This window comes from Nonomuraea sp. bgisy101, assembly GCF_057708945.1.
In genome coordinates, this window is record NZ_JBYITD010000029.1 from 79,239 (window position 1) to 102,440 (window position 23,202).

The 23,202-nt window shown below is 70.6% G+C and carries 25 protein-coding genes and 2 tRNA genes; 13 read left to right on the forward strand and 14 right to left on the reverse strand.

Annotated features, from left to right (window positions below; all coding sequences use genetic code 11):
* Nucleotides 1-2: 2 nt before the first annotated feature.
* Together AC3EO4_RS40735 and AC3EO4_RS40740 are read right to left on the reverse strand one after the other, a co-directional pair.
* Complete coding sequence (locus AC3EO4_RS40735) at nucleotides 3-530, reverse strand: cysteine dioxygenase (RefSeq protein ID WP_379576002.1); 528 nt, start codon at nucleotides 528-530, stop codon at nucleotides 3-5.
* Nucleotides 531-536: 6 nt separating this feature from the next.
* A complete protein-coding gene (locus AC3EO4_RS40740) occupies nucleotides 537-1,433 on the reverse strand; it encodes an amidohydrolase family protein (protein ID WP_431900847.1) in 897 nt (298 codons plus the stop codon).
* Nucleotides 1,434-1,557: 124 nt separating this feature from the next.
* Between AC3EO4_RS40740 and AC3EO4_RS40745 the strand changes: the two genes are divergently transcribed.
* Nucleotides 1,558-2,550, forward strand: coding sequence for a LacI family DNA-binding transcriptional regulator (locus AC3EO4_RS40745; RefSeq protein ID WP_379576000.1), 993 nt, complete (start codon nucleotides 1,558-1,560; stop codon nucleotides 2,548-2,550).
* Here AC3EO4_RS40745 and AC3EO4_RS40750 read toward each other — a convergent pair.
* Together AC3EO4_RS40750 and AC3EO4_RS40755 are read right to left on the reverse strand one after the other, a co-directional pair.
* The gene (locus AC3EO4_RS40750; RefSeq protein WP_431900851.1) at nucleotides 2,540-3,856 is read right to left on the reverse strand and encodes an aromatic amino acid lyase; all 1,317 of its coding nucleotides are present in this window, start codon (nucleotides 3,854-3,856) and stop codon (nucleotides 2,540-2,542) included. The two genes, AC3EO4_RS40745 and AC3EO4_RS40750, sit on opposite strands and share 11 nt — an antisense overlap.
* On the reverse strand, nucleotides 3,856-4,227 hold the full coding sequence (locus tag AC3EO4_RS40755; RefSeq protein ID WP_379575998.1) for a phage holin family protein: 372 nt from the start codon (nucleotides 4,225-4,227) through the stop codon (nucleotides 3,856-3,858). The genes AC3EO4_RS40750 and AC3EO4_RS40755 overlap by 1 nt, the downstream gene beginning before the upstream one ends.
* 210 nt (nucleotides 4,228-4,437) lie before the next feature.
* Between AC3EO4_RS40755 and AC3EO4_RS40760 the strand changes: the two genes are divergently transcribed.
* Nucleotides 4,438-4,713, forward strand: a complete 276-nt coding sequence (locus AC3EO4_RS40760; RefSeq protein WP_379575997.1) for a hypothetical protein — start codon at nucleotides 4,438-4,440, stop codon at nucleotides 4,711-4,713.
* Here AC3EO4_RS40760 and AC3EO4_RS40765 read toward each other — a convergent pair.
* Nucleotides 4,710-5,459, reverse strand: a complete 750-nt coding sequence (locus tag AC3EO4_RS40765) for an FAD:protein FMN transferase (RefSeq protein ID WP_431900855.1) — start codon at nucleotides 5,457-5,459, stop codon at nucleotides 4,710-4,712. The genes AC3EO4_RS40760 and AC3EO4_RS40765 overlap by 4 nt on opposite strands.
* An 80-nt stretch (nucleotides 5,460-5,539) precedes the next feature.
* On the reverse strand, nucleotides 5,540-6,202 hold the full coding sequence (locus tag AC3EO4_RS40770; protein ID WP_431900857.1) for a ferric reductase-like transmembrane domain-containing protein: 663 nt from the start codon (nucleotides 6,200-6,202) through the stop codon (nucleotides 5,540-5,542).
* A gap of 45 nt (nucleotides 6,203-6,247) precedes the next feature.
* Between AC3EO4_RS40770 and AC3EO4_RS40775 the strand changes: the two genes are divergently transcribed.
* From AC3EO4_RS40775 to AC3EO4_RS40800, 6 genes are all read left to right on the forward strand, one after another.
* Nucleotides 6,248-6,925 (forward strand): response regulator transcription factor, encoded by a 678-nt coding sequence (locus AC3EO4_RS40775; protein WP_379575994.1) that lies wholly within the window; start codon nucleotides 6,248-6,250, stop codon nucleotides 6,923-6,925.
* The gene (locus AC3EO4_RS40780) at nucleotides 6,922-7,938 is read left to right on the forward strand and encodes a HAMP domain-containing sensor histidine kinase (protein WP_379575993.1); all 1,017 of its coding nucleotides are present in this window, start codon (nucleotides 6,922-6,924) and stop codon (nucleotides 7,936-7,938) included. Before AC3EO4_RS40775 ends, AC3EO4_RS40780 begins: the two co-directional genes overlap by 4 nt.
* A gap of 138 nt (nucleotides 7,939-8,076) precedes the next feature.
* The gene (locus AC3EO4_RS40785) at nucleotides 8,077-8,466 is read left to right on the forward strand and encodes an OsmC family protein (RefSeq protein ID WP_431900861.1); all 390 of its coding nucleotides are present in this window, start codon (nucleotides 8,077-8,079) and stop codon (nucleotides 8,464-8,466) included.
* Nucleotides 8,467-8,716: 250 nt separating this feature from the next.
* Nucleotides 8,717-9,640 (forward strand): nucleoside hydrolase, encoded by a 924-nt coding sequence (locus AC3EO4_RS40790; RefSeq protein ID WP_379575991.1) that lies wholly within the window; start codon nucleotides 8,717-8,719, stop codon nucleotides 9,638-9,640.
* Between the two features lie 45 nt (nucleotides 9,641-9,685).
* Nucleotides 9,686-9,759, forward strand: a tRNA-Lys gene (locus AC3EO4_RS40795).
* 540 nt (nucleotides 9,760-10,299) lie between these two features.
* Nucleotides 10,300-11,529, forward strand: coding sequence for an alanine--tRNA ligase-related protein (locus AC3EO4_RS40800; RefSeq protein WP_431900863.1), 1,230 nt, complete (start codon nucleotides 10,300-10,302; stop codon nucleotides 11,527-11,529).
* Here the strand turns inward: AC3EO4_RS40800 and AC3EO4_RS40805 are convergent.
* The 4 genes from AC3EO4_RS40805 to AC3EO4_RS40820 form a co-directional block, all read right to left on the reverse strand.
* Complete coding sequence (locus tag AC3EO4_RS40805) at nucleotides 11,456-12,241, reverse strand: macro domain-containing protein (RefSeq protein WP_431900866.1); 786 nt, start codon at nucleotides 12,239-12,241, stop codon at nucleotides 11,456-11,458. The two genes, AC3EO4_RS40800 and AC3EO4_RS40805, sit on opposite strands and share 74 nt — an antisense overlap.
* Before the next feature lie 266 nt (nucleotides 12,242-12,507).
* Nucleotides 12,508-12,924 carry a nucleotide triphosphate diphosphatase NUDT15 gene (locus tag AC3EO4_RS40810; protein WP_431900869.1) on the reverse strand — a complete coding sequence of 139 codons (417 nt, stop codon included), beginning with the start codon at nucleotides 12,922-12,924 and terminating at the stop codon, nucleotides 12,508-12,510.
* Nucleotides 12,924-13,148: a hypothetical protein gene (locus AC3EO4_RS40815; protein ID WP_431900872.1), complete on the reverse strand. Its 225-nt coding sequence runs from the start codon at nucleotides 13,146-13,148 to the stop codon at nucleotides 12,924-12,926. The genes AC3EO4_RS40810 and AC3EO4_RS40815 overlap by 1 nt, the downstream gene beginning before the upstream one ends.
* A 129-nt stretch (nucleotides 13,149-13,277) precedes the next feature.
* Nucleotides 13,278-13,457, reverse strand: a complete 180-nt coding sequence (locus AC3EO4_RS40820) for a hypothetical protein (RefSeq protein ID WP_431900874.1) — start codon at nucleotides 13,455-13,457, stop codon at nucleotides 13,278-13,280.
* A gap of 214 nt (nucleotides 13,458-13,671) precedes the next feature.
* Between AC3EO4_RS40820 and AC3EO4_RS40825 the strand changes: the two genes are divergently transcribed.
* Entirely contained in the window at nucleotides 13,672-14,730 is a 1,059-nt protein-coding gene (locus AC3EO4_RS40825) for a glycoside hydrolase family 19 protein (RefSeq protein WP_431900950.1), read from the forward strand.
* A 41-nt stretch (nucleotides 14,731-14,771) separates the two neighbouring features.
* Here AC3EO4_RS40825 and AC3EO4_RS40830 read toward each other — a convergent pair whose 3' ends face one another.
* From AC3EO4_RS40830 to AC3EO4_RS40840, 3 genes are all read right to left on the reverse strand, one after another.
* Nucleotides 14,772-15,200, reverse strand: coding sequence for a GNAT family N-acetyltransferase (locus tag AC3EO4_RS40830; RefSeq protein ID WP_431900876.1), 429 nt, complete (start codon nucleotides 15,198-15,200; stop codon nucleotides 14,772-14,774).
* 179 nt (nucleotides 15,201-15,379) lie between these two features.
* Nucleotides 15,380-15,928, reverse strand: coding sequence for a riboflavin biosynthesis intermediates N-glycosidase (gene ybiA / locus AC3EO4_RS40835; RefSeq protein ID WP_431900878.1), 549 nt, complete (start codon nucleotides 15,926-15,928; stop codon nucleotides 15,380-15,382).
* A gap of 105 nt (nucleotides 15,929-16,033) precedes the next feature.
* Complete coding sequence (locus AC3EO4_RS40840; RefSeq protein WP_431900881.1) at nucleotides 16,034-16,711, reverse strand: hypothetical protein; 678 nt, start codon at nucleotides 16,709-16,711, stop codon at nucleotides 16,034-16,036.
* 580 nt (nucleotides 16,712-17,291) lie between these two features.
* On the opposite strand from AC3EO4_RS40840, the gene AC3EO4_RS40845 reads away from it, so the two are divergent.
* Nucleotides 17,292-17,365: transfer RNA gene (locus AC3EO4_RS40845), tRNA-Met, on the forward strand.
* 17 nt (nucleotides 17,366-17,382) lie between these two features.
* On the opposite strand, the gene AC3EO4_RS40850 is transcribed toward AC3EO4_RS40845, so the two are convergent.
* Nucleotides 17,383-18,204, reverse strand: coding sequence for an AfsR/SARP family transcriptional regulator (locus AC3EO4_RS40850; protein ID WP_379575981.1), 822 nt, complete (start codon nucleotides 18,202-18,204; stop codon nucleotides 17,383-17,385).
* A 142-nt stretch (nucleotides 18,205-18,346) separates the two neighbouring features.
* Between AC3EO4_RS40850 and AC3EO4_RS40855 the strand changes: the two genes are divergently transcribed.
* From AC3EO4_RS40855 to AC3EO4_RS40865, 3 genes are read left to right on the forward strand one after another with little or no spacing between them, the layout of a single operon-like run.
* Entirely contained in the window at nucleotides 18,347-20,503 is a 2,157-nt protein-coding gene (locus tag AC3EO4_RS40855) for an Agd3-related carbohydrate deacetylase (protein ID WP_431900884.1), read from the forward strand.
* Nucleotides 20,500-21,873: a GT4 family glycosyltransferase PelF gene (gene pelF, locus AC3EO4_RS40860; RefSeq protein WP_431900887.1), complete on the forward strand. Its 1,374-nt coding sequence runs from the start codon at nucleotides 20,500-20,502 to the stop codon at nucleotides 21,871-21,873. Before AC3EO4_RS40855 ends, pelF begins: the two co-directional genes overlap by 4 nt.
* Complete coding sequence (locus tag AC3EO4_RS40865) at nucleotides 21,870-23,195, forward strand: hypothetical protein (protein WP_431900890.1); 1,326 nt, start codon at nucleotides 21,870-21,872, stop codon at nucleotides 23,193-23,195. The genes pelF and AC3EO4_RS40865 overlap by 4 nt, the downstream gene beginning before the upstream one ends.
* Nucleotides 23,196-23,202 lie beyond the last annotated feature (7 nt).

Genomic DNA, 23,202 nt, shown 5'->3' on the forward strand with positions numbered 1-23,202 from the left:
GCTCAGGCCACTTCCTCCATGGCGGCGTCGCCCACCGGCTCGCCGTCGATGGGGCGCAACTCGTCGGCGTAGCTCACCGAGACGCGGCGCATGAGGCCCGTGTCGTCGATGGAGTACTGCCCGAGCCGCCACAGCGGCGGCGAGTAGGCGTGGATGGACACGCTCTTGTCCACCGCTCCTGTCAGCCTGTGGATGTGGTCGGGCCCGAAGTGGAACGACTGCCCCTCGGCGACGACGGTCTCCAGGTGCTCGCCGCCGATGCGCGGGTTGCATTCCAGCAGCGCGCCCTGGACCACATGCACCGCTCCCGACGAGATGTCGTGGTCGTGCCAGCCCGTGTCGTCTTCGGGACGCCAGCAGAGCAGCCACACATCGACATAGGCGTCGCGGTAGAGCGAGGCGTAGTGCCGGCCGCCGTCGGCCGGGAACTGCACCTGGTCCTGCCACTGGGCAGGCTTCGAGGCCAGGTCGTCGACCAGCTCGCGTAGTTCCCGCCGATCGAGTGCGCGGTCTGGAAGGTTGGTGCTCACGTGCGTTTACTCCTTTCGTCCCAATGCACGAGAAATGTGGCTGCTGTCGTCTCCCGACAGGAGGCGACGCGGGTTGGTGACCCTGATGGCGTGCGCGGCCGCCTGGCCGATGCCCGGGCCGTCCTGGAAGGCGGTGGCGTACGGCGCGTCCGAGCCGTTCACCACCACGTCGATGCCGAGCTCGCGGATGATCGCGTCGATCGCCCGCGGGCCGTACGAGGAGGTCTCCACGAACAGGCAGGGGTCGACCTGGCCGCGGCCGCCGCCCCTGGCCATGAGCCGCTCGGAGTGCAGCGGCGCGAGCCCCGCCAGCAGCGCGAAGCAGACCCGCAGGCGCGGGTGCCGCGGGCGCACCACCGCGCGGAAGTGGTGCCACGCCGCGTGCATCTGCTGCACGTACGGCACCAGCGCGGGCCACCACCCGGGACGGTCGAGCTCGGCCGCGGCAGGGCCGGGGTGCACGAACAGCGGCAGGTCGCGCGAGGTCAGCACCTCCAGCAGCCGGTCGTCGGGCTCGGCGGTCGCGGGGATCTGCAGCCCGGCGAAGCCACGGTCGAGGTCGGCGGCCAGCCGGTCGGGGTCGATCTCGCTGTGGCAGGTCGCCGCCCACGCGCCGTACGGCTCCGGCAGCTTCAGCGCGCCCTCGTGATAGGCGTCGATGAGCGGCCACGCCTCCTCGGGTGGCAGCGACTCGATGCCGAGCGGGCTGGACAGGGAGACGAGCGCGAGCTCCAGGCCCGTGGTGTCGCGATCGGCGTGGTCGGCGGGGTCGACCTCGTACGGGGGCTCGCCGTCGAGGATCAGCGTCCACCCGTCGAGGTAGGGAGGCGTGGCGCGAGCGCGGAGCGCGTCGACGAACGACGAAGTCCACAGGTGCTGATGCACGTCGATGCTCACGGCCATACCTCCCTCTATTTCCTACTGACAATACAGGTAAACCTGGGGATCACCTTGTGAACCGTTTCAGTGATGCGATTCAGTGAACCGCTTCACCCCTGCTTTTGTCAACGCTGAGTAGGCTTGGCGGATGGCCAGAAAGCGAGCGACCATCAAAGAGGTCGCGCAGGCGACCGGCCTGTCACCTGCCGCCGTCTCGTACGCCCTTCGCGGGCTCCAGGTCTCCGAGGAGACCATGGAGCGCGTCCGCGCCGCCGCGGCCGAACTCGGCTACGAGGCCGACCCCATCGCCCGAGCGCTGGCCAGCGGCCGCACCGGCATGATCGGCGTGCTCTGCGGCTCGCTCGAGGACCTGTGGCAGCAGTCCCTCGCTGTCGGCATCAGCAGGGGCCTGCGGGAGAAGGACCGCTACGCGCTGATCCTCGACGCCGTCGGCGACCCGGGCCGCGAGCGCGCGCTGGCCACGCAACTGCGCGACCAGCGCGTCGACGGCCTCATCGTGCAGCCCGTCGATCCCGCCGCGCCGTTCTGGGCCGACCTGTGCGAGTCGGTTCCGGTCGTCGCGATCGGCGACGGGCTGCCAGGGACGGCGGGCGAGGTGGTCTTCGACAACAGGAGCGGCGTCACGCTCGCCCTCGAACACCTCAAGGCGCTCGGCCACAGCAGGATCGCGGTGCTCACCCCGACGGGCGCCCGCACCCCCGACAGGCCCGCCGACGTCCACGCCAGCGCCGAGGCCGACAGGCTCGGCCTCGACATCGAGGTGGCCCCCGCGCCCTACGACCTGGTGGGCGCCACCGAGGTGGCCCGCGAGGTGCTGGAGGACGGGCGCCACACGGCCGTGTTCTGCTTCTCCGACTCCATCGCCTACGGCGTCTACGCGGCGGCCGCCGAGCGCGGCCTGTCGGTGCCGGGCGACGTGTCGGTGATGGGCTACGACGACCATCCCATGTCGGGCCTGCTCACCCCCGGCCTCACCACCGTCGACTGGAACCTCGACGGCATCGTCCGCGCCGCCGTACGCCTGGTGGCCGCGGCGGCCGACGGCGCGGCCCGCCGCCGCAGGGTCGTCCAGCAGCCCACACTGCGCGAACGCGGATCAGTGCGGCGGATCAGCCGCTGACCAGGCGCAGTTCCTCCCTGGCCGCGTCGAGATCGGTGTCGAGGGGCCGATCCCGTTCCCCTGGAGCGCCGCGCTCGGCCAGGGCGCGCCTGGCGGCGACCAGCTCGCAGGCCAGCACGATCTCCAGCGGCTCCACGCAGCGCAGCGCGGCCCGCGCCGCCTGGGTGGCGAAGCTCGCGTGGTCCTCGGTGCCGCGCGAGATGACCGCCGTGCCGCCCGTCACAGGCGCCGACAGCAGGCGCAGCTCGGCGAGGGCGTCATGGGCGACGTACTCCAGGATCATCGCGCCCGAGTCGCCCTGCCGCCCCGCCAGGAAGGGCAGCAGCCCCGTGTAGGCGGGCTCCATGAGCGTGGCCAGCCGCGCGGTCGCGAGCTGCGCGGCCGGCACGAGCGCCGCGCGCAGCGCGTCGAGCGCCAACGCGATCGGGGCGGCGTGGAAGTTGCCGTTGTGCCAGGCGAGCTCGCCGTCGAACAGCGGGTTCTCGTTGGCGGCGTTCAGATCCACCTCGACGGCCCGCTGCGCCCGGGCCAGCGCGTCGACGGTCGCCCCGTGCACCTGGGCGAAGGCGCGGAAGCCGTACGGATCCTGGACCCTGACCGCCTCCTCGGAGGCGAGCAGCCCGCGCAGCCGCGCGGCCACGTCCGCCTGCCCAGGCTGGGGCCGTGCCTCGTGCACGGCCCGCGCCAGCGGCTCCGCCGAGGCGTTGACCGCGGTGAAGGTGCGCGCGGCCACGCCGATCGCCGCGTCGAGCAGCAGCTTCACCTGGTGAACCGCGAGCGCGGCGTCGGCCAGCGTGGCCGCGCCCGAACTGATGAACGGCAGCGCGTCGGCCGACGACAGCGGGAACCTGGGGCCTGGCCCGCTCCCGCGCCACTCCCGCTCGCCCAGCAGGCACAGCGCGGTCGTGGCCAGCGCGGTCAGATCGCCCGTACCGATCGCGCCATAGGTGCGCACCGGCGGGGTGTGCCCGCCGTTGATCGCCTCGGCGAGCACGGGCAACAGCGCGGGATCCACGCCCGAGCCGCCCGCGAGGAGCTGGTTCAGCCGCACGACGAGCATGGCCCTCGCCCGTCGTTCGGAGACGAGCGGGCCCGCGCCGCCGGCGTGGCTGCGCAACAGGTCGAAGCCGCCCTCCTGGACCGAGGTGTCCTTGTTGGCGCCGACGCCCGTGCTCTGGCCGTACACGGGGCCGGTCAGCGACCGCGCCGTACGCCAGGCGGCCCGGGCCCGATCGAGTGACGCGATCGAGACCGGGCCGCCTGTGGCCACCTGCGCGCAGGTGAGGGAGGTGCCGTCGAGCTCCATCAGTCGGGAAGGACCAGGCTGAGCACCCAGCTCACGATGGAGACCACGATCGCTCCCCAGAAGGCGGGCCAGAAACCGGAGACGTGGAAGGGGACGTCGAGCTGCTCGGACACCCAGCTGGTGAGAAGCATCAGACCCGCGTTGACGACCAGGGCGAACAGCCCCAGCGTCAGCACGTAGAACGCGCAGCCGATCGTCTCGATGATCGGCTTGATCACGGCGTTGATCACACCGAAGATCAGCGCCACGACGAGCAGCGTGCCCCAGTACTGGGCCGTGCCCGTCGGGGTCGTGATCGCGACCCCGCTCACGAACTGGATGGCGACCCAGAGGGATGCCGCCACGACGAGAACTTTGATAATGAACTTCACGCCACAGGATCCTCGCATCTCTGATCGGCGATGAGGAAGGGGTGCCGCCGCCGGGCCCCGGTGGGCGCCGCGCCCCCGGTGACGGCGGGGAAGGTCGCCGGCCGACGGTCGATCATGGACGCTACGTGCCCGGCCATGACGCTAAGTAGTCCTGAGAAGGCGTTATCGAGGCGACATCGCGGGGAAGAGCCCTCCTGGGGAGGGAGTGACATGGACAGTGGAGAACTCGAGACGCTGCCGACGATCGAGCTGCACGAGCGGGCGGTCCACTACGCCGTACGCCACGGGGACTTCGCGTTCATCTGGGACCTGCTCAAGGCGATCCCCGCGGCCGAGGCGGCGAGCGGTCACGGAGGCGAGGTCGTCAACGACCTCAGCCACCTGTCCGCCCTGCTCAGCGACGCCATGGCCTCGGGACACGGAGATCTGGGGGAGGCGCTCAAACCGCTCTACGTCGACTACCTGTCGAAGCACCCCGAGGCCTAGCCCGCCAGCCTGGTCTCCACCCCGTGGCCGGTGAACCCCGGGGTGCTCGTCGCGCGCCCGTCCGCGCCGACCACCATGCTCTGGTACGGCAGGCGCGCGGCGAGCTCCCTCGCGAAACGCCTTGCCCTGGCCGTGCCCATGGCGTGCATCGCGCCCGCGTAGGCACCGGCGGCGCCCAGGTCGGGGCCGACGACGCACACCCATGCCCTGCCGTCCCCGCTGTACTGCTCGCCGCCCGCGGTCGCCACCGCGGCGTCATGGGCGAACAGCACCCTGGTGGTGACCCCGTCGTACGGGTCGCGCATGCCCACCCTCCAGCGGCGGCCGGGCGCTGAGGAACCGCGCACCCTCGTCCCGCTGCCCGCGGTCACCCGGTGGTCGACCGCGCCGGCGCCGGCCAGCGCGCGCGAAAGGCGCTCCACGGCCCAGCCCCGCACGTAGGCCATCGGGTCGAACCGCTCGCCCCCGCTGCCGTCGAACCAGCCACCCGTCTCCCCGCTCAGCTCCTCGCACCTGCGCGTGACCTCGACGAGCTCGGGGATCCCCTCGATCGGCCGCCCGCCGTCGAGCCGGGCGACGTGGCCGCCGTCCACGCCGGGGCGGAAGGTGTCCTCCACCCAGCGCAGCCAGCTGAACGCGTCGTCCAGCAGCGGCGTCAGCTCCCGCCCTGGAAGCGCCGTGCGGATGTCCACGCACACGGGCAGGCTCATCACCATCTGGACTCGAGCGGCACCGGGAAAGGTCATGCGGTCACCGTCCCACGCGAGCCATAACGGCCGGCTAAGTCCTTTACCTGGGCTTGGTCAACGCGCCAACGTGACAGCGGCTATGCCCTTCGCCGGAGCCTGGTCAACGCGCCCCTGACGTAGCGGACGAAGCCTCGCGGGCCGTACACGTGGACCGTGCGCTGGGAGATGTCGGGCACCAGGCGGCGCAGGCCCGAGGCACTGACCGCCTCCTTCGCCCGGGGATCGTGCTCGGTGCCCTCCACGAGCACCACGGGCACGCCCAGCTCGCGCAGCTCGCGCGCCTGCTGGGCCTCGCGGGTGTCCCGGGCGCGGTAGAGGACCACCGTGCGCTCCGGGTCCTTGACCCTCGCGGCGATCGCGGCCGCGCCCACGCCTTCGGCGATCAGCAGGGTCGACGTCCGGGGCTCGGGCCTGCGCTCCCACAGCAGCACCGCCAGCGCCGCGCCGTACAGGAGGAACGAGCCCACCCTGCTCAGCCCCGTCACCGCCGCAGGCGAGGCGAGCTGATGGACCACCACCAGCGCCCCAGCGAGATACGCCGCCCACCTGAGGCTGGGGTGCAGCCGCTCCTGCCTGTTCCAGCGCGCCGCCACCAGGCCGAGCACCACCAGAACCGCGGTGCCGACATGGGCCGTCGGGAGCCACGGGTAACTCCAAGCGGGGTGAATTGCTCCGAAGTGTCCCACTGCCGCGCCAGACCAGAAGAGCACCGGCGGGAGAGACTGGGTGCTGGTAGTCATAGAAAAGACAGTCTGCGAAGTAGATGAGAGTTGCCTGAATAGAAGATGGGTAAATCCGAAGTTCTGGTTGTGGACGATGAGCCCCAGGTGCGCGACGCCGTCAGCAGAGCGCTTCGCGTCGAGGGATACCAGGTCAGGAGCGCGCCCGACGGGCCGACCGCGCTGGCCGTGGCCGCCGTGGACCGTCCCGACCTGATCGTGCTCGACGTCATGATGCCGGGCATGGACGGGCTGGAGGTCTGCCGCCGCCTGCGAGCCGAAGGCGACAGAACCCCCGTCCTCATGCTGACCGCGCTGTCCGGCGTGGGCGACAGGGTGGAGGGGCTCGACGCCGGCGCCGACGACTACGTGGTCAAGCCGTTCGCCCTCGAAGAGCTGTTCGCCAGGGTGCGCGCGCTGCTGCGCCGTACCAACTCCTCGGGAGGGGCGCTGGAGTTCGCGGGACTCGCGCTGAACACCGAGAGCCGCCAGGCCAGACGCGGCGGCAGGCTCTTCGACCTGACCGGGACGGAAGCCGCGCTGCTCGAACTGCTCATGCGCAACGCGGGACAGGTCCTCACCAGGGAGGTCATCCTGGAACGGATCTGGGGATACGACTTCACGCCAGGCTCCAACTCGCTGGAGGTCTACATCCGCTACCTGCGGCGCAAGACCGAACACGACGGAGAACCCCGGCTGATCCAGACAGTGCACGGCCTCGGATACGTGTTGAGGGAGTCATGAGGCTTCATCTAAGGCTCGCGCTCGCGGCGGGCCTCGCGGCGGCGCTCTCCGTCCTGCTCGTGCTCGGAGCCGCCTACTACGTCACCTGCCGCAGGGCCGAGAGCGTCATGGGGCAGATCGGACGGTGGCAGGCGGAGTTCGGCTGGCCGTTCCTCGCCGTGGCCGTCGGCGGACTGGTCATCGCCGCCTTCCTCGGGTGGCTGGCGGCCCGCGCGTCGCTCCGCCCCCTGTCGACGCTCACCGCCACGGCCTCCAGGATCGCCGTCACCAGGGACCTCGGGCTGCGCATCGACGTGGCCCGCGACGACGAGATAGGGAAACTGGCGGCCAGCTTCAACACCATGCTGGACGCCCTGGAGCGATCGGCCAAAGCGCAGAAGCAGCTCGTCGCCGACGCCTCGCACGAGCTGCGCTCGCCGCTGACCGCCGTCAGGACCAACGCCGAACTCCTGGTGCGCGGCGACCTGCCCGCCGAGGAGCGCGACGAGGTCGGGCAGGCGGTCGTCTACGGTCTCGAGGAACTGAGCGGGCTGGTCTCGGATCTGGTGGAACTGGCCAGGGACGAGGAACCGGTGGCGCTGGTCGAGGACGTGCGGCTCGACGAGATCGTCGAGCACGAGGTGACCAGGGCGGGACTCCACTGGGCGGCCACCAGGTTCACGGTGGCGGTGGAGCCGACCGTGGTCAGGGGCGTGCCCGACCGGCTGGCGCGCGCCGTGGGGAACCTGCTGGACAACGCCGCCAAGTACGGGGCGCCTGAGGACGCGGTCGAAGTGACGCTGCGGGACGGGGTGCTGGAGGTCCGCGATCACGGGCCCGGGATTCCGGTGGCGGACCTGCCGTTCGTCTTCGACCGGTTCTACCGGTCCGGCGAGGCGCGGACGAAACCGGGGTCGGGGCTGGGGCTGGCGATCGTACGGCAGGTCGTGGACAGCCACGGGGGCACCGTGTCGGCTGTCTCGGTCCCGGACGGGGGAACCCTGGTCCGTCTGGTCCTCCCCGGGATGGCGTGACCCCGGCCCTTGGGTTCTGCGGATCCCTCGGTCCAGGGGTTTGTCGGACCGTCGAACTCCTGGGGCGCCGCCGTACCCGACGACGGACAGGGCGGCTCGGACGCGCGCGGTCCGGATACTCCCGGTAGGTTGACCGGCATGGCTAACGTGCGTGTTGAGCGGACAGACGACGGTTTCGTGGCGACCAACGCCCGCGGTGCGCGGGTCGAGATCGGCGGTGGCGACGAGGACGGCGTCTTCACCCCCGTCGAACTGCTCCTGGCCGCCGTCGGCGGGTGCAACATCGTGACCGTGGAACCGCTCACGGCAAAGCGAGGGCACCGCCTGCTCCGGCTGGCGATGACGGTCGAGGCGGAGAAGGTCGAGCCGAGCAAGCTCGGGCCCATCACCGTGACCTACGACGTGGAGGTCCCCTCCGAGCAGGCCGACGAGGTGTTCAGGGCGGTGGCCGAACGGGTGGAGGAGAAGCACTGCACGGTGAGCCGTTCGCTCAGGGAGGGCACGGAGGTCCGCTTGGAGCTCCCCTAGGCTGATTAGGGCGATAATCGACCCTGGTATGACGCGTCCGTTGCATTCGTCTCTGTAACGTTGAAGCAGGTCAAGGGTGCTGCGACTGACTTGCAGAGCTTTTGCCGATGCGGACGCGGAGGGGGACCGTCGTCTGCTGTGCGGGACCGCCGACACTTCGGGGGAAGGTGTCGGCCTGGACCGCGGTAGATCGGGGCCGGACGGTTTTGGGGGAAGCCGTCCGGCCCCGATTCATGTGTACTGTTTTGGGGTGAAGAAGCTCCTCCTTGACTGCGACCCCGGCATCGACGACGCGCTGGCCCTGGCGCTCGCAGCCGGTTCCCCCGAGATCGACCTGGTAGGCATCACCACCGTCGGCGGCAACGTCAGCCTCGACCTGACCACCGCCAACGCCCTCTCGCTCCGCGAGTTCTACCGGCTCGGCGACGTCCCGGTCACGCCAGGCAGCGCCGGCGCGCTGCTCGGGGCGGGCGTCCGTGCCGACTCCATTCACGGTGCCACCGGCCTGGGCGGCGTCACCCTCCCCGCGCCGACCCGTGGGGTCGCCGACGGTCACGCCGTCGACTACATCATCGAGACCCTCCGCTCCGCGCCCGGCGAGATCACCCTCGTCGCCGTCGGCCCGCTCAGCAACATCGCCCTCGCCGTACGGCGCGAGCCGCGCATCGTCGAGTGGGCGCGCGACTTCGTGATCATGGGGGGCTCCTACACCCGCGGCAACCACACGCCCGCCGCCGAGTTCAACATCAAGGCCGATCCCGCCGCGGCGTCGATCGTGTTCGACGCCGGCTGGGAGGTGACCATGGTCGGCCTCGACGTCACCCTGACCGCCGTCGTCACCGAGTCGATCCTGGACCAGATGCGGTCACTGGGACGGCTGGCCGACCTGGTGGTGCCGATCTCCCAGTTCTACGGTGTGGTGAAAGCCGACGGAGGCCCCGCCATCCACGACGCGGTCGCCGTCGCGCACGTCATCGACCCCACCCTGCTGACCCTCGTCCCCGCCGTCGTGAACGTCGAGACCGCCGGGACGTACACGGCCGGAATGACGGTCACGGACTTCAAGGTGGACGGGCGCGTACCGAACGCGGCCGTGGCGGTCGACCTCGACGTGGACCGCTTCTGGAAGCTGATGCTGGAGTCGTACGAGAGGCTGGCGGCCAGGATCGCGTGATGTGCGAGTGGTGGTTGGCTGCTGCTACAGTTACACCTGTCGCAAGCGCCGCTAGCTCAGTTGGTTAGAGCAGCTGACTCTTAATCAGCGGGTCCGGGGTTCGAGTCCCTGGCGGCGCACAGACGGAAAACCCCAGCTCGGTTCGCCGAGCTGGGGTTTCTTCGTTTTCGCTTGATGCGCCTGCCTGTGGAGGTGCTCCCGCGGATCAGCGACTCAACCCTTCTTAACCGGCTTTCGCCGAATACTCGCGGGAGGGTGACAATCCCCAGCTCTGAGATGCCGGAGGCCGCGGTCGAGCCGATCGGTCCTGTCGGCCCGGTTCCCGGGGCGGCTGCGTTGCCCCTCCGGCGGGCCGGCGGCTCTGTGAACGTGATCATCGAGGGCCTGGCGCACGATGTGTTCGAAAGGCAGGTGTGGCCGGCACGGAAAATGCCAGTGAGGTTCTCCCGGCCGTTTGGTAGCGTCGAGCACATGGAGGTCTCCTCGCGCAATCTCGCCGCAGCCGCCCGAGCTACGAGCTCGCCGGTCGCCGCTGCCTGACCTCCTCCTCATCACCGGCCACCGGAAACGGCCGCCGGTGTGTCGTCTGACTCCTGTTCGCAGTCTGCAGTCTGCCTGCGGTTCTTTCCGGTCCCCATGACCCGAAAGGCCCTGCTGTCATGAACGTCGATCAGACCGTCAGCACTTTCATCGAGTTCTTCCGTGAGCGTGGTCACCGACGCATCACCGGAGGCTCGCTCATCCCGCCTCCCGGAGATCCGGTGCTGTTCACCACCTCCGGCATGCACCCGCTCACCCCCTATCTGGAAGGCCGCCCGCACCCGCTCGGGCGGCGCCTGGTCAACCTTCAACGCTGCCTGCGCACCACCGACCTGGACGAGGTCGGTGACAACACCCACCTGACGGTGTTCGAGATGCTCGGCTCATGGTCGCTGGGGGACTACGGCGGCTCGCAGAGCCTTCGATGGGGATACGAGCTGCTGCGTGACGGCTTCGGTATCCGCCCCGACCGGCTGCACGTCACGGTCTTCGGCGGCGACGAGCAGGTCGGCCCCGACACCGAGTCGGTCCGGACGTGGAGCGAGATGGGCGTGCCGGTGGAACTGACCGGCGAGGACAACTGGTGGTCCAACGGGCCCACCGGGCCGTGCGGCCCCGACTCGGAGATCTTCGTATGGACCGGAGAGGAACCGCCACAGGGCACCCCGAGCAGTGACCAGCGCTGGGTCGAGGTGTGGAACCACGTGCAGATGCGCTATCACCGCCATGAGGACGGCAGCCTTGATCCCCTGCCCCAGCCTGGCATCGATACGGGCATGGGGCTGGAACGGCTGGTCACCATCCTGCAGGGCCGACGATCGGTCTTCGACTGTGACGTGTTCGACCCGTGGATGAGGACCATCCCACGCCTGTGGGACACCGACGAGTCATCCCTGCGCGTCATCATCGATCACCTGCGTTCCGGCGTCGTGGTCATCGGCGACGGGACCATGCCCTCCACCACCGGGCGCGGCTACGTGCTGCGCCGGCTCACGCGCCGCGTCCTCACCACCCTGTGGCGCGATGATCCCTCCCGCACCCTGTCCGACCTTCCTGGGGAGCTTGTTGACCACACGCTGGAGCATTTCCGGCAATCATGCGGAGTTGACCACGTACGCGAGGTGTTGCTCGATGAAGAGCGACGCTTCTCCAAGCTGCTGACGCGAGGCCGGCAGGTGCTGTCCCGGCTGGGCTTCGTCGGGCCGTTGAGCGAGGAGAACTACGACTACCTCCACCACACCCACGGCCTGCCCCGCGAGCTCGTCATCGGCCTGCTCACCGAACTCGGATCAGATCCGTCCACTCCGACATCCGACCCTCGGACGCGTGTGAACGCCCAGTCGCGGTAGCCGTCAGCCGAGCCCCGACCTGGGTCGGGACTCGGGCCGGGCGGGCCGTCCTGGTCGCATGGTCGCCATCACCGGGTCCACGTGCCTCGGCGTGCGGGCTCCCACCGGTACGGCGGAGCACGTGGCCTCCCGGCTGTCCGCGATCAGTCTGGCTGTCCGCGGCCGGTCCGACTTCCCGTGACCGGTCCGGCTGTTCGCGGCCGGTCCGGCTGTTCGCGGCCGATCCGGCTGTTCGCGACCGGTCCGGCGCGGGGAGGTCGTACACGGTGACCGGGATGCCGCGCTCGACCAGGCGCCGGGTGATGATCGGCTCGATCCGGTCCCAGCTGCCTCCCGCCAGCCCGGCGCCGATGCGCGGCATGTGCACGCTCGCGCCCAGCTCCACGGCATGCGACGCGAGCGCCTCCAAACAGCGATCGAGAGCGTCGTATCTGATCGGCGGGCCTTCCTCGGTCGCCCGGACACCGTGCTGGCCGATCATGTTCGCCACCCACAGCTCCGCCTCCACCTCGACCAGTCGCACCGCCCCCAGTGCGAAGCCCTCACCGGAGCGGTGCCAGGCGCGGTAACCGTCCTCCGGCTCCGGCCAACGCGCGGAGAGCGCGAGGACGAAGCCCTGGCCCCAGCGGCCGAGGTCGTTGCACACGTGGCAGATGATCTTCGGCCCTTCGCCGAGGGGTGAGGTCGCGTCCCCGGTCACGTAGGAAAGCACAGGATCGACGCTACGCCGGACCACCGACAAGAACGCGTGTGGCGGAACCCGCCGGCGTGTCAACGAGAGTCGTCACCGCGGACGCCCGACCTGGGTCTCCAAGGCGGCGGCGTCGCCCGGCGAGAGTCGTCACCGCGGACGCCCGACTTGGGTCTCCAAGGCGGCGGCGTCGCCCGGCGAGAGTCGTCATCGCGGACGCCGACCAGGATCTCCAAGGCGGCGACGTCGCCCAGCGCACGCGGCCGACGCCGACTGTCCCTACGCGCTCAGCGGTCGCCGATGGGATAGCGCCAGCCTCCCGACGCGGAGGTGAGCACCTGGGCGGTCGCGGGGAACAGCGGCTCAGGCAGTTGCTCGGGGGCGAACCACTGCCACGAGGCGAACACCTCCGGCTCGGTGACCCGCGCGGCGGTACGGCCGGCGGTCATCGCCACGGCCGCCGTCACGCGTGCCGTACCTTCATGGCTGTCCACGATCACGGCGGTGACCAGCGGCCGTACCGCGTCATGGATGCCGGTCTCCTCGGCGAGTTCCCGTACGGCCGCCGCCTCGAAGGACTCTCCAGGCTCGACGGCGCCGCCGGGCAGGCACCACGACGGCTCCTCATCTGACTTGATCCGCTCACCCAGGAGAATCCGGCCGTCCGAATCGACGAGCACGACGCCGACGCCGATGATCCCCATCAGCGCGTTCCCCGAACGGGGAGGCGGAAGCCCTGGCTGCCGGAGGCGACGCGGGCGGCCAGAGCGGGATCTTCGGCCCGGGCGGGGGCGAGTTCGAGAAGCGGACGGCCCGCGGTCTCGGTCGCGGGGAGCCATCCGGGTTCGGGATGCGGACGGCCCGCGGTCTCGGTCGCGGGGAGCCATCCGGCTTCGGGGCGTCCGGCGATCCGCTCGATCCAATCCACGAGGAGTCAGTCTACGGCGAACCCAACTTCGCCTCGCGGGCCCGACGGCCGGCCGCCGATCAGGGGGAGTCCGCAGGCGGACTTCCGTTGGGCCACACGCAGGTGGAGGTCGACGCGAGATACAGGTCGTCACCCTCGGCCCAGACCAGGGCGAGACGCGGCCGACGTGGCGGCGAAGGCGGGAGCGCCGCCGCCGACCCATGCGTGCGTGCGCGAGAGCCGCGCCGCCGGGTCGAGGTCGGCGTGGTGCTCGGCTGCGAGTGCCGCCACTCGTCCGAACGCCGCCTGGGCTGCGTCGTGATCGGCCATGACGCGGTTCAGGATGTCAGGGCAGGTGGCGGCCGGTCAGGGGTTCGGCGGCTCGCGCAGGTTTCTCCGGTAGGCGGTCTTCTGAGGTCTACGCCGGGTTCTGACTGGTGTGAATTGGGTCTTGTAAGGGCGTCGTCATACCTCTACGATCGCGCCAATCCTTAGGAAACTTTCCTATAAGAAGGAGTGAGCTGAGGTGCTCAGGCAACGGATCATGGCGCCCTTCGCGGCCATCGCGCTGATGGTGGGGGTGCTCACCGCCGTCCTTCCGGCGACCTCCGCCTCCGCCGCCGACTGCGCCGCCCCGTGGAGCTCGTCGGCCGTCTACAACGGCGGCGCGAAGGTCTCCCACAACGGGCGCAACTGGTCGGCCAAGTGGTGGACGCAGAACGAGGTGCCCGGCACCACGGACGTCTGGGCCGACCAGGGTGCCTGCGGCGGCGGTGGGACGACGCCGCCTCCCTCCACGTGCAGTCACCCGAACTGGGTCGCCGGGCAGTGGTACGCCACCGGCAGCATCGTGCGCTACACCGACGGCAAGTACTACATCGCCGAACACGACAATCCGGGTTACGACCCGACGATCAGCACGTGGTACTGGGACCCGTACACCTGCGGGGGCACCACCCCCACGGATCCGCCGCCGTCACCGGGAGGGTTCGTCGTCACCGAGGCGCAGTTCGGCCAGATGTTCCCCAGCCGGAACTCCTTCTACAGCTACAGCGGGCTGACCAGTGCCATGAGCGCCTTCCCCGCCTTCGCCAAGACCGGCAGCGACACCGTGAGGAAGCAGGAGGCCGCCGCCTTCCTCGCCAACGTCAACCACGAGACCGGCGGGCTCGTCCACATCGTGGAGCAGAACACCGCCAACTACCCGCACTACTGCGACTCCTCCCAGCCCTACGGCTGCCCCGCCGGGCAGGCCGCCTACTACGGTCGCGGCCCGATCCAGCTGAGCTGGAACTTCAACTACAAGGCCGCGGGCGACGCGCTCGGCCTCAACCTGCTGCAGGACCCGTGGCGGGTCGAGCGGGAGTCGGCCGTGGCGTGGAAGACCGGGCTCTGGTACTGGATGACCCAGAACGGCCCCGGCACGATGACCGCCCACAACGCCATGGTCAACGGCCACGGGTTCGGCCAGACGATCCGCAGCATCAACGGCAGCCTGGAGTGCAACGGCGGCAACCCCGCGCAGGTCCAGAGCCGGATCAACGCCTACCAGCGCTTCACCCAGATCCTCGGCGTGCCGACCGGCGGCAACCTCAGCTGCTGACGGTGCTCCATGCGGCCCCGGCTCGGCATAGCGGGCCGGGGTCAGGCCGTCCACCTGTAGTGGGCGTCGGGAAGGCCTTCCTCGTTCTCGTTGCCCGTCGCGACCAGGGTGAACCCGTGGCGCTCGTAGAAGCGGATCGCGCCGCCGTTCGCCTGGAAGACGTGAAGGTCGAGGGTGGACATGCCCTGCCTGGCCCGCTCCAGCAGCGCGGTCCCGATACCCGCGCCCTGTGCCGCGGGGGCGAGGTAGAGATGCTCCAGCCACCCTTCCCGCACCGCGGCGAACCCGACGACGCGAGTGCCTGCGCAGGCCACCCACACCTCGTGTGACGGGAGCACCAGGTTGGCGATCCACCACCTGGTCTCCTCGTCGGTGTGCAGCCGCGGCAGGTAGGTCATCTCGGCGCGAGCGGCGAGGAACGCGTCGGCGATCGGCTCGGCGTCGCCCGCCGACGCCTCCCTGAGCGTCACGCCGGCGCCTTCCACGCGATCGGACGCACCGACACCGACACCACCTCCGGGATGGAGATCTCCGTCCGCGCGTCTCAAGGCCGTGCGGCCGGAGTCCTCGGGTCCCGAGCTCGCGTGATCCGAGGCCGTTTGATCCGGGACCGTGTGGACCGAGCCCGCGTGATCCGGGTGGCCGGTCGTCATGCGAGCGCTTCTCGCGCGGCCATGAGCGCGAAGCCGAGCAGGTTCTGCCCCTGCCAGGTCGCGGGCGAGGCGGCCCTGGCGTCGGAGGCGACCAGCCCGATGCCCCAGATCCTGTCGTGCGGGCTGGCCTCGACCAGGACGCGCCCGGCGGTGCCCAGGAGGAACCGCTTCAGCGCGTCGTGCTGTCCGAACTTGGCGACGGACCCGCGCACCACGATGTCGAACCTGTGCGCGTTCCACGTCTGCTCGTCGAAGCCCCTGACGGTACGGCCGAGCTTCTTGGCCTCGCCGGGGTGCCCGGCGGACAGGATGGCCGAAGCGGCGTCGTCGTCGCCGAACAGCCACGCCTTGTGCGCCATCATGTAGTGCTCGGCGGAGGCGAAGGCGTGGCCGTCCTCGGTGAAGGTGACGGGCCACCACTGGCTGAGGCAGCCGGGGCCGATGCCGCCGTCGCGGGCGGGCTGGTGGCCCCAGAAGTACAGGTAGCGGAGGGCCTGCCCGGCCTGTTCGGCGGCGATGAGCTCGTCAAGGCTGTGGAGGGACACGCTCACACCGTGCCACAGCCGGCCGGCGGATCACCAGCCGATATCGGCGCAGAGCAGGTTCACCGTACGGCCTGGCCGGCCCCGACCGTACGGCCGGCGCGACCGTCACGGGCCGAACGCGACGCCGGTGAGCTCGCCCGGCAGGTCGCGGTGGACGGCCTCGACGAGCAGCGACAGCCGGTCGCCGCCCGCGGGGTCGAACCAGGCGGCGGGCAGGGTGAGCAGCTCGGGATCGCCGCCGCTCATGGCGGGTCGCGGTTCGCCCGGTAGCCAGAGTCTGCCGACGACGTGGCCGTTGAACCAGGCGGTCACCTTCGTCCGCGTCCCGGTGATCCTGGCGGTCCAGGTGCGTCCGGCGAACGCGGTGACGTCGGCGTGCAGCCAGCCGAGTTCGCCGGGGGCCAGCCGTACGGGGAGGTGGGTCTGCTCGCCTGGAAGGGTCCGGGTGGCGGCCTGCCACAGCGTGGCCTCCTCGCCGGAGACCGCGGACCAGCCGGTGGCGCGGCGGCCTTCCAGCAGGACGGGCTCGCCCGCGCTGTCGGCGGGCCCGCGGCGCAGGGTGAGTTCGAGGCGGGCGGGCACGCCTGGCCGCAGCCACGGTGTGAGGTCGGCGTATGGGTCGTGCGGGTTGAGCACGCCGAGGTCGGCGCCGTCGAGGCGGACCTCGACGTGCGCGGTCACGCCGTCCAGGTGCAGCACCCAGGTGTCGCAACCGGGGTCGGGGAGCAGGTCGGTGACGTAGCGGGTGTGTCGGGGCGGTGCGCGGTGATCCAGGAGCCCCACGCGACCACGGGAGCGGGGGCGGCGCCGATCCGCGGTCCGCCGTCGACGGGATGCAGCCGCCACGGTCCGAGCGGTCTGGCCGAGCGGACGGCGGTGACCGCGTCGAAGCCGCGTTGCGCGCCGAGTCTGAGCGCGGGCAGGCGGGCGTCGTCGAAGTTCGAATGTCCCCAGATCTCGGTCCGGACCTCCAGGGCGCCTCCCTCTGCACCGGGGAGCCGGGCGAAGCCGCCGCCGGGGACGACGGTGCCCAGGAATTGTCCGCCCACGCGCAGGGAGAGCACGTCGGAACCGCTGTGGATCAGGTAGGAGTCGGCGGACTCGGCCTCAGCGGCGTACCAGGTGTAGCCGCGGTAGGCGCCCAGCCTTTCCGGACGGACCGGTGCGTCGCCGAGCGGGGCAGGCTCCGCCCCTCGCGACCGCTCGGGAGGGAAGAAAAAGCGGTTGCGGGTGAAAGGTGAATGCCGGGATGCTTTCTCCGTGAACGACGGCCGAATGCGCCAGAAGGCTCGCGCACGACGTTAGGGAGTCAAAGCGCGAGCCGTCGTGGAATGTCCATTCCGGGGCGGTTTTTTCGTTTCACAGCGGGTGGGGGCGCTGGTTGTGCCCGGCGGTTTCATAAGCCGCGGCAGGCGGGTTCGATTCCCGCACCCGCTACCGGGACCGCGCGGCGATCAGCACCGCGGACAGCGCGTACGGCGGCGCCTGGCGTGGACCGTCCGCGGCGCGCAGACCGACAGCGAGGCGTCGCTGGTCAGGATGGCGAGCTCCAGGCGGCGAAGCTCCGCGCCCGGCTCCAGCCCGAGATCGCGGGCGAGGATGTGCCTGCCCGTCCGGTAGACCTCCAGCGCCTCGGCCTGGCGTCCCGCGCGGTAGAGGGCGAGCATGAGCTGGCCGCGGAAGCGCTCCTGCAACGGGTGTTCGTCCACCAGGACCGAGAGCCTGCCGATGAGGTCGGTGTGCCGGCGTAGCCGCAGGTCGGCGTCCATGCAGTCGCCGAGCGCCGACAGGCGTTCCTCGTTGAGCCTGGTCGCCTCGTGATGGAGCAGCGGAAGATCCTCCAGCCCCTCCAGGGCGGGCCCGCGCCACAGCGAGAGCGCGGCGTGCAGGAGCTCGCTCGCCTGGGCGACCCTGCCCGAGGTCAGCGCCTGTCTGCCCTGGTGGGCCAGGGTCTCGAAGCGCCGGGCGTCGAGGGCGACCGGCGGGATGTCGAGCGTGTACCCCTGGACGCGGTGAACGATGGCGTCGGCCGCGCCGAGCGTGCGCCGCAGCCGGTGCAGATGGAGCCTGAGGCGTTTGACGCCCTGGTCGCCGGCCTCCTGGCCCCACAGCGAGTCGACGAGCACGTCGCTGTGGACGACCCTGCCCGCCTGGCAGAGCAGCAGGGCCAGCAGCGCCTGCTGCTTGCCGGACCTGACCGGTAAGGGGCGATCGTCCTTTATGACATCCAGCGCGCCCAGAATTCGAAATTCCATGGCGCTCAAGAGCTTTTCCACGAAGGGAGGATAGAAGCGCGGATCGAGAAATGGAGGAGAAACCGAAGAGAAATCCTCCGAACCCACACTCAAGCGAGAAGTCACCGGCCTCGCGGGCTTAAAACCCACCAAGAGAGGGAATGTCATGAAAAAGGCCTGGTTTGTGCCGGTTGCGGTCGGCCTCATCGCCGCCTTCCCCGCCACCTCGACCGCCGCGCGGAAGCCGGCCGACCCCACCACGCCGCCGCGTCCGCCCGCGTCGCAGCCCGCTCAGGGAGCCGAGGAACCCCACGCGCACGGCGCCCCGCTGCGGGCCGACGTCGACCGGCCCAAGCCGGGGAAGGCGCGGCCACTCCCGAAGGCCCCCCAGGGCGCGATCACCGTCGACGAGGGTCTCAAGGCGGTCGAGCAGGGCGGCAGGACGGCGGCGGAAAGCCCGGCGGCGGCCGATCCGGGTGCTCAGGCGCTCGCCGCGACGGGCGGGAAGGTCGCGCTCAGGGCACTGGTCGTCGCCGTCGACGCGGACGACTTCGGCCTGGCCACCTGGAAGGCCGCCCTCGACAGGGTCGGCATGCCGTACGACGTGGTGGAGAGCAGGTCGCAGCCGCTTCCCTCCCTGGTGAGGCAGGACGGCATCGGCAGGTACAACGCGGTCCTGCTGACCAACAACTCGCTCCTCCACGACGGCGGCAACGGGTTCGTGAGCGGGCTCGACGCCGACGAGTGGAACGCGCTGTGGGCCTACGAGCGTGACTTCCAGGTCAGGCAGGTCTCGCTGTACACCGCCTACGGGACCTTCCCCGAGGACTACTGCCTGCGTCAGGGAAGCGAGGGCGGGATCGGCGCGACACCCGCCAACGCCACGCTCACGCCGGCCGGCGCGGCCGTCTTCGACCACCTCAAGGGCACGGTCCCGATCAGCCTGTCCTACGTCTACCGCAGCGTCGTCCAGCAGGGCTGCCAGGCCGACCCGATCCTGACCATGGGCAACGACGTGCTGGGCGTCAGGAGCACCTCGGCCGACGGCCGCGAGCGGATGGCGCTGACGTTCACCTCGAACCAGTACCTCCCGCAGGCCGACCTGCTCACCTACGGCCTGCTGCGATGGGCGACCAGGGGTGTGATGCTGGGAGAGCGCCGCCACTACCTCAACGTGGACGTCGACGACTGGTTCTCGTACACCTCGCACCTCAGGACCAACGGCACGGTCGACGACAACCCCGGCTTCAGGATCAGCCGCAACGACGCCGACGGCACCTACAACCAGCAGCAGAACTTCCGCGCCGCCAACCCGCTCGCCGCGAACTTCAAGCTCAACGTGGCCTACAACGGCGAGGGCGCCAACCCCGGCGCGCCCAAGACCTGCCTGCTCACCCTGCTCAGCCCCGACCCGCTGACCAGCTACTCCAGGTGCAGGGCGACCGCGTTCACGTGGATCAACCACACCTTCACCCACCCGAAGATGAACACCACCGACTACCAGACCAGCTACAACGAGATCGTCGACAACCTCACCAGGGCCCAGCAGCTCGGGCTGAGCGTCGACAGGACCGTGCTGAAGACGGGCGAGTACTCGGGCCTCGGCGTCTACCATCCCGATCCCGCCAACGACATCGACCCGCCCACCGACCACGGCCTCGCCGCGTCCAACCCCAACCTGCTCCAGGCGGCCAAGGCGGCGGGTGTGAAGTACCTGCACGGCAACATGTCGTTCGCCAGCCACCGGCCGGCGTGCTTCAACTGCGGGACCCACCACCCGCTCGAGCCGTCGCTGCTGGTCGTGCCCGACTGGCCGACCAACGTGGCCTACCACGTGACGACGCCCGCCGAGCAGACCTACTTCTACAACTCCTACTACGGGCCGAACGGCAAGTTCCCCTACTGGCCGACGAACCAGACCTACACCCAGATCGTGGGGCACGAGAGCGACGTCGCCCTCCAGCACGTCATGTCGGGCTCGGTCTACACGCACACCTTCCACCAGGGCAACCTGCGCGGGACGCCCAACCTGGTCTTCGACTGGCTCAACGCCGTGATGACCAAGTACAAGGGCTACTACAAGGTGCCCGTGCTCACCCCGACCTGGACCGAGCTGGCCGCCTACGTCGAGGCGCGCAACGCCCACTTCGCCGCGCTCCAGCACGTCGACGCCGTCTTCGACAAGCAGGCGGCCACGATCACCTTCACCTCGGACACGGCGGGCGGCGTGTTCGCCACCAACGCCGACGCGAACGCCGTGCCGTACGGGACGGACAAGGTCGCCAGGATCGCGCTCACGCCCGGCACGCCGGTGACGGTCCCCGCGAGCGTGCGCCCGTGAGAGTGACGCTCGTCTCCGAGGGCACCTACCCGTTCGCCATGGGGGGTGTGAGCGTCTGGATGGACCAGCTCATCCGCGGCATGCCGGACTACCGCTGGGACGTCGTGACGCTCACCGTGGACGGGGCAGAACGCTCGGTGTGGGACAGGCCGGGCAACCTCGACAGGGTGACCGCGGTACCGCTGTGGCGGCAGCAGGCCAGGAGGCCCGCGCCCGTCCCGCCGGCTTACGAGGAGTTCCTGCGGCTCATCCTCACCCCCGCGGTGATGGGAGAGGGGAGCCGCGGGTTCCTCACGGCGCTGCGGGAGCTGTCCCAGTGCGCGGACCTGCTCGGCGCGCTGACCGGCGAGCGGGCCCTCACCCTGCTGATGGACCGCTGGTACGGCCACCGCATGGACGGCATCAACCTGGCCGACGCGATCACCGCCGCGCACCTGCTCGGGCACATGCTGCGTCCCCTGACCGAGCCTCCCGTCCGCACCGACCTGACGCACGTGGCGATGAACGGCCTGTCGATGCTGGTCGCGATGGCGGCCAAATGGCGGTACGGCACGCCGATCGTGCTGTCGGAGCACGGCGTCTACCTGCGTGAGCGGTACCTGCAGTACCTCACGGAGCCCGCCTCGCACGCCGTGCGGGTGCTGCTGCTGAGCTTCTTCAGGCGGCTGGCCGGCGCGTCGTACGCGATCGCCGACCGGATCGCCCCGCACTCCTCCTACAACAAGCGCTGGCAGCTCAAGGGCGGCGCCGACGACGAACGGATCAGGGTGATGTACAACGGCGTCGACCCCGCCGACTTCCCCGTCGCGACGAGCGAGCCGGACCGGCCCACGCTGGTGTTCATGGGCAGGATCGACCCGCTCAAGGACATCCACACGTTGATCCGCGCCTTCGCCGTCATCCGCGACAAGCTGCCCGACGCGCGGTTACGCATCTTCGGCGGCGTGCCGGAGGGCAACGAGTCCTACCACGCGAGCTGCGTGGCGCTCACCGCCGAGCTGGACCTCGACGCGTCGGTGGTCTTCGAGGGCAGGGTCGCGATGCCCCTGGAGGCCTACCACGCGGGCCACGTCGTGGCGCTGACGAGCATCTCCGAGGGCTTCCCCTACACCGTGGTCGAGGCGATGGCCTGCGGCAGGCCCGTGGTGTGCACGAACGTGGGCGGCGTCTCCGAGGCGGTGGCGGGCGCGGGCTACGTCGTCGCGCCGCGCGACCACCGGGCGGTCGCAGAGGCGGCGCTGAAGCTGCTGACCGACGGGCCGCTCAGGCGCAGGCTCGGCACGCTGGCCAGGCTCCGCGTCATGGAGCGCTTCACGTTGAGGCAGTCGCTGGCCGACTACCGGGGCGTCTATGAGGAAGTCGTGGCATGAAGATCATCATCGAGCCGCTCGACGAGCTGATGGAGCAGCTGCGCCCCCGGCTCTCCCAGGCGGTCGAGCCGCTGCAGGTCGCCGCCGCGCTGGAGTCGGAAGGGCTCAACGACAAGCTGGCGCGCGAGCGCTACGGGCACCCGGACGTCTTCTCCCTGGCCGAGGCCGTCTACGCCAGGCTCAACAGGGACGAGCCCGAGCCTGCGCCCATCGAGCTCCCCGTGGCGGCGTGGCGTTCGCTCGTACACGGGCCGCTCTACGCGATGCCGGCCGCGTTGCTGCCCGCCGTCACCGCGCTGATCGGCGTGCGGTGGCTCATGCCAGGGCTGGTCGTCACGACCGGAATCGGCTGGGTGCTCGGCTCGGTGCTGTCACGGATCGCCTACGGCCTGACAGGGCGCGGCTCGCCTGGTTCGGCGGCCAGGACGCTGCGGTGGGGGCTCGTCGCGGGCGTGGTCCTGGCCGGCGGCGCGGCCACCCTGTGGGACGGGCCGATGTCGCTGGTCCTGCTGGCCGTGACCCAGCTGACGTTCCAGATCTGCTCGGGGATCCTGCTGTTCTACCGGCGCGAGGGCCTGCTCGCGCTCCTCATGCTGCCTGGCACGGGCGCGGGCCTGCTCTACGTGGTGGTCGGACACCCGCTGGCGGCGCTGGCGGCGGTGACGCTGGGCGTGGCGTCGATCGGCGCGGTCGCCTGCGCCGCCGTCCTGCTGACCAGGCCTTCGCGGCACGACGGGCGGCCACGGCTCGACGGGGACCTGGGTGTTGCCGCCCTCTACAGCGGGCTGACCGCGGCCTTCCTGCTCCAGGCCGAGGCCGCCTACGTCGTGGACAGGCCCGACCTGGCGCTCACCGGGGCCGGGCTCGTGCTCGGGATGGGCGTGCTGGAGTGGCAGGCGCACCGGTTCGACTCGGCGGTGCGCGGCGTGATCAGGCAGGTCTGCTATCCGGCCGAGTTCACCGCGCAGGGCCACCGGCTGCTCGTGCGCGGGCTCGGCGGATCCATCGCGGCGCTGGCCGTGCTCACCGCCGTGCCGGTCGCGTTCACGCAGGTGAGCCTGCCGGTCGTGGTGATGGCCGCGGCGCACGTCGTGCTCGGCGGTGCCTACTTCATGGCGTTCCTGCTGGCCAATCAGGGCAGGCTGGTCGAGCTCTGCCTCGCGCAGGGCGCGGCGCTGCTGCTGCACCCCGGCGCCGGCCTGCTGCTGCCGGAGAGCGTGCTGGGTGACGTGCTGCTGTTCCTGGCGGCCGCGCTGCTGTTCCTGTCCGTTCTGCTGGCCCTGATGTCGCACGGCCTCAGGGACGTCTGGCACTACCGCTGAAGGGGCG

Bases quoted from the DNA above. Each gene is read 5' to 3' on its own strand.
- AC3EO4_RS40865 (WP_431900890.1), top strand. From the start codon at position 21,870: ATGAAGATCATCATCGAGCCGCTCGACGAGCTGATGGAGCAGCTGCGC.
- AC3EO4_RS40810 (WP_431900869.1), bottom strand. From the start codon at position 12,924: ATGGGGATCATCGGCGTCGGCGTCGTGCTCGTCGATTCGGACGGCCGG.
- AC3EO4_RS40785 (WP_431900861.1), top strand. From the start codon at position 8,077: ATGGCTAACGTGCGTGTTGAGCGGACAGACGACGGTTTCGTGGCGACC.
- AC3EO4_RS40775 (WP_379575994.1), top strand. From the start codon at position 6,248: ATGGGTAAATCCGAAGTTCTGGTTGTGGACGATGAGCCCCAGGTGCGC.
- AC3EO4_RS40820 (WP_431900874.1), bottom strand. From the start codon at position 13,457: ATGGCCGATCACGACGCAGCCCAGGCGGCGTTCGGACGAGTGGCGGCA.
- AC3EO4_RS40825 (WP_431900950.1), top strand. From the start codon at position 13,672: ATGGCGCCCTTCGCGGCCATCGCGCTGATGGTGGGGGTGCTCACCGCC.
- AC3EO4_RS40760 (WP_379575997.1), top strand. From the start codon at position 4,438: ATGGACAGTGGAGAACTCGAGACGCTGCCGACGATCGAGCTGCACGAG.
- AC3EO4_RS40750 (WP_431900851.1), bottom strand. From the start codon at position 3,856: ATGGAGCTCGACGGCACCTCCCTCACCTGCGCGCAGGTGGCCACAGGC.
- AC3EO4_RS40800 (WP_431900863.1), top strand. From the start codon at position 10,300: ATGAACGTCGATCAGACCGTCAGCACTTTCATCGAGTTCTTCCGTGAG.
- AC3EO4_RS40740 (WP_431900847.1), bottom strand. From the start codon at position 1,433: ATGGCCGTGAGCATCGACGTGCATCAGCACCTGTGGACTTCGTCGTTC.
- AC3EO4_RS40770 (WP_431900857.1), bottom strand. From the start codon at position 6,202: ATGACTACCAGCACCCAGTCTCTCCCGCCGGTGCTCTTCTGGTCTGGC.
- AC3EO4_RS40765 (WP_431900855.1), bottom strand. From the start codon at position 5,459: ATGACCTTTCCCGGTGCCGCTCGAGTCCAGATGGTGATGAGCCTGCCC.
- AC3EO4_RS40780 (WP_379575993.1), top strand. From the start codon at position 6,922: ATGAGGCTTCATCTAAGGCTCGCGCTCGCGGCGGGCCTCGCGGCGGCG.
- AC3EO4_RS40745 (WP_379576000.1), top strand. From the start codon at position 1,558: ATGGCCAGAAAGCGAGCGACCATCAAAGAGGTCGCGCAGGCGACCGGC.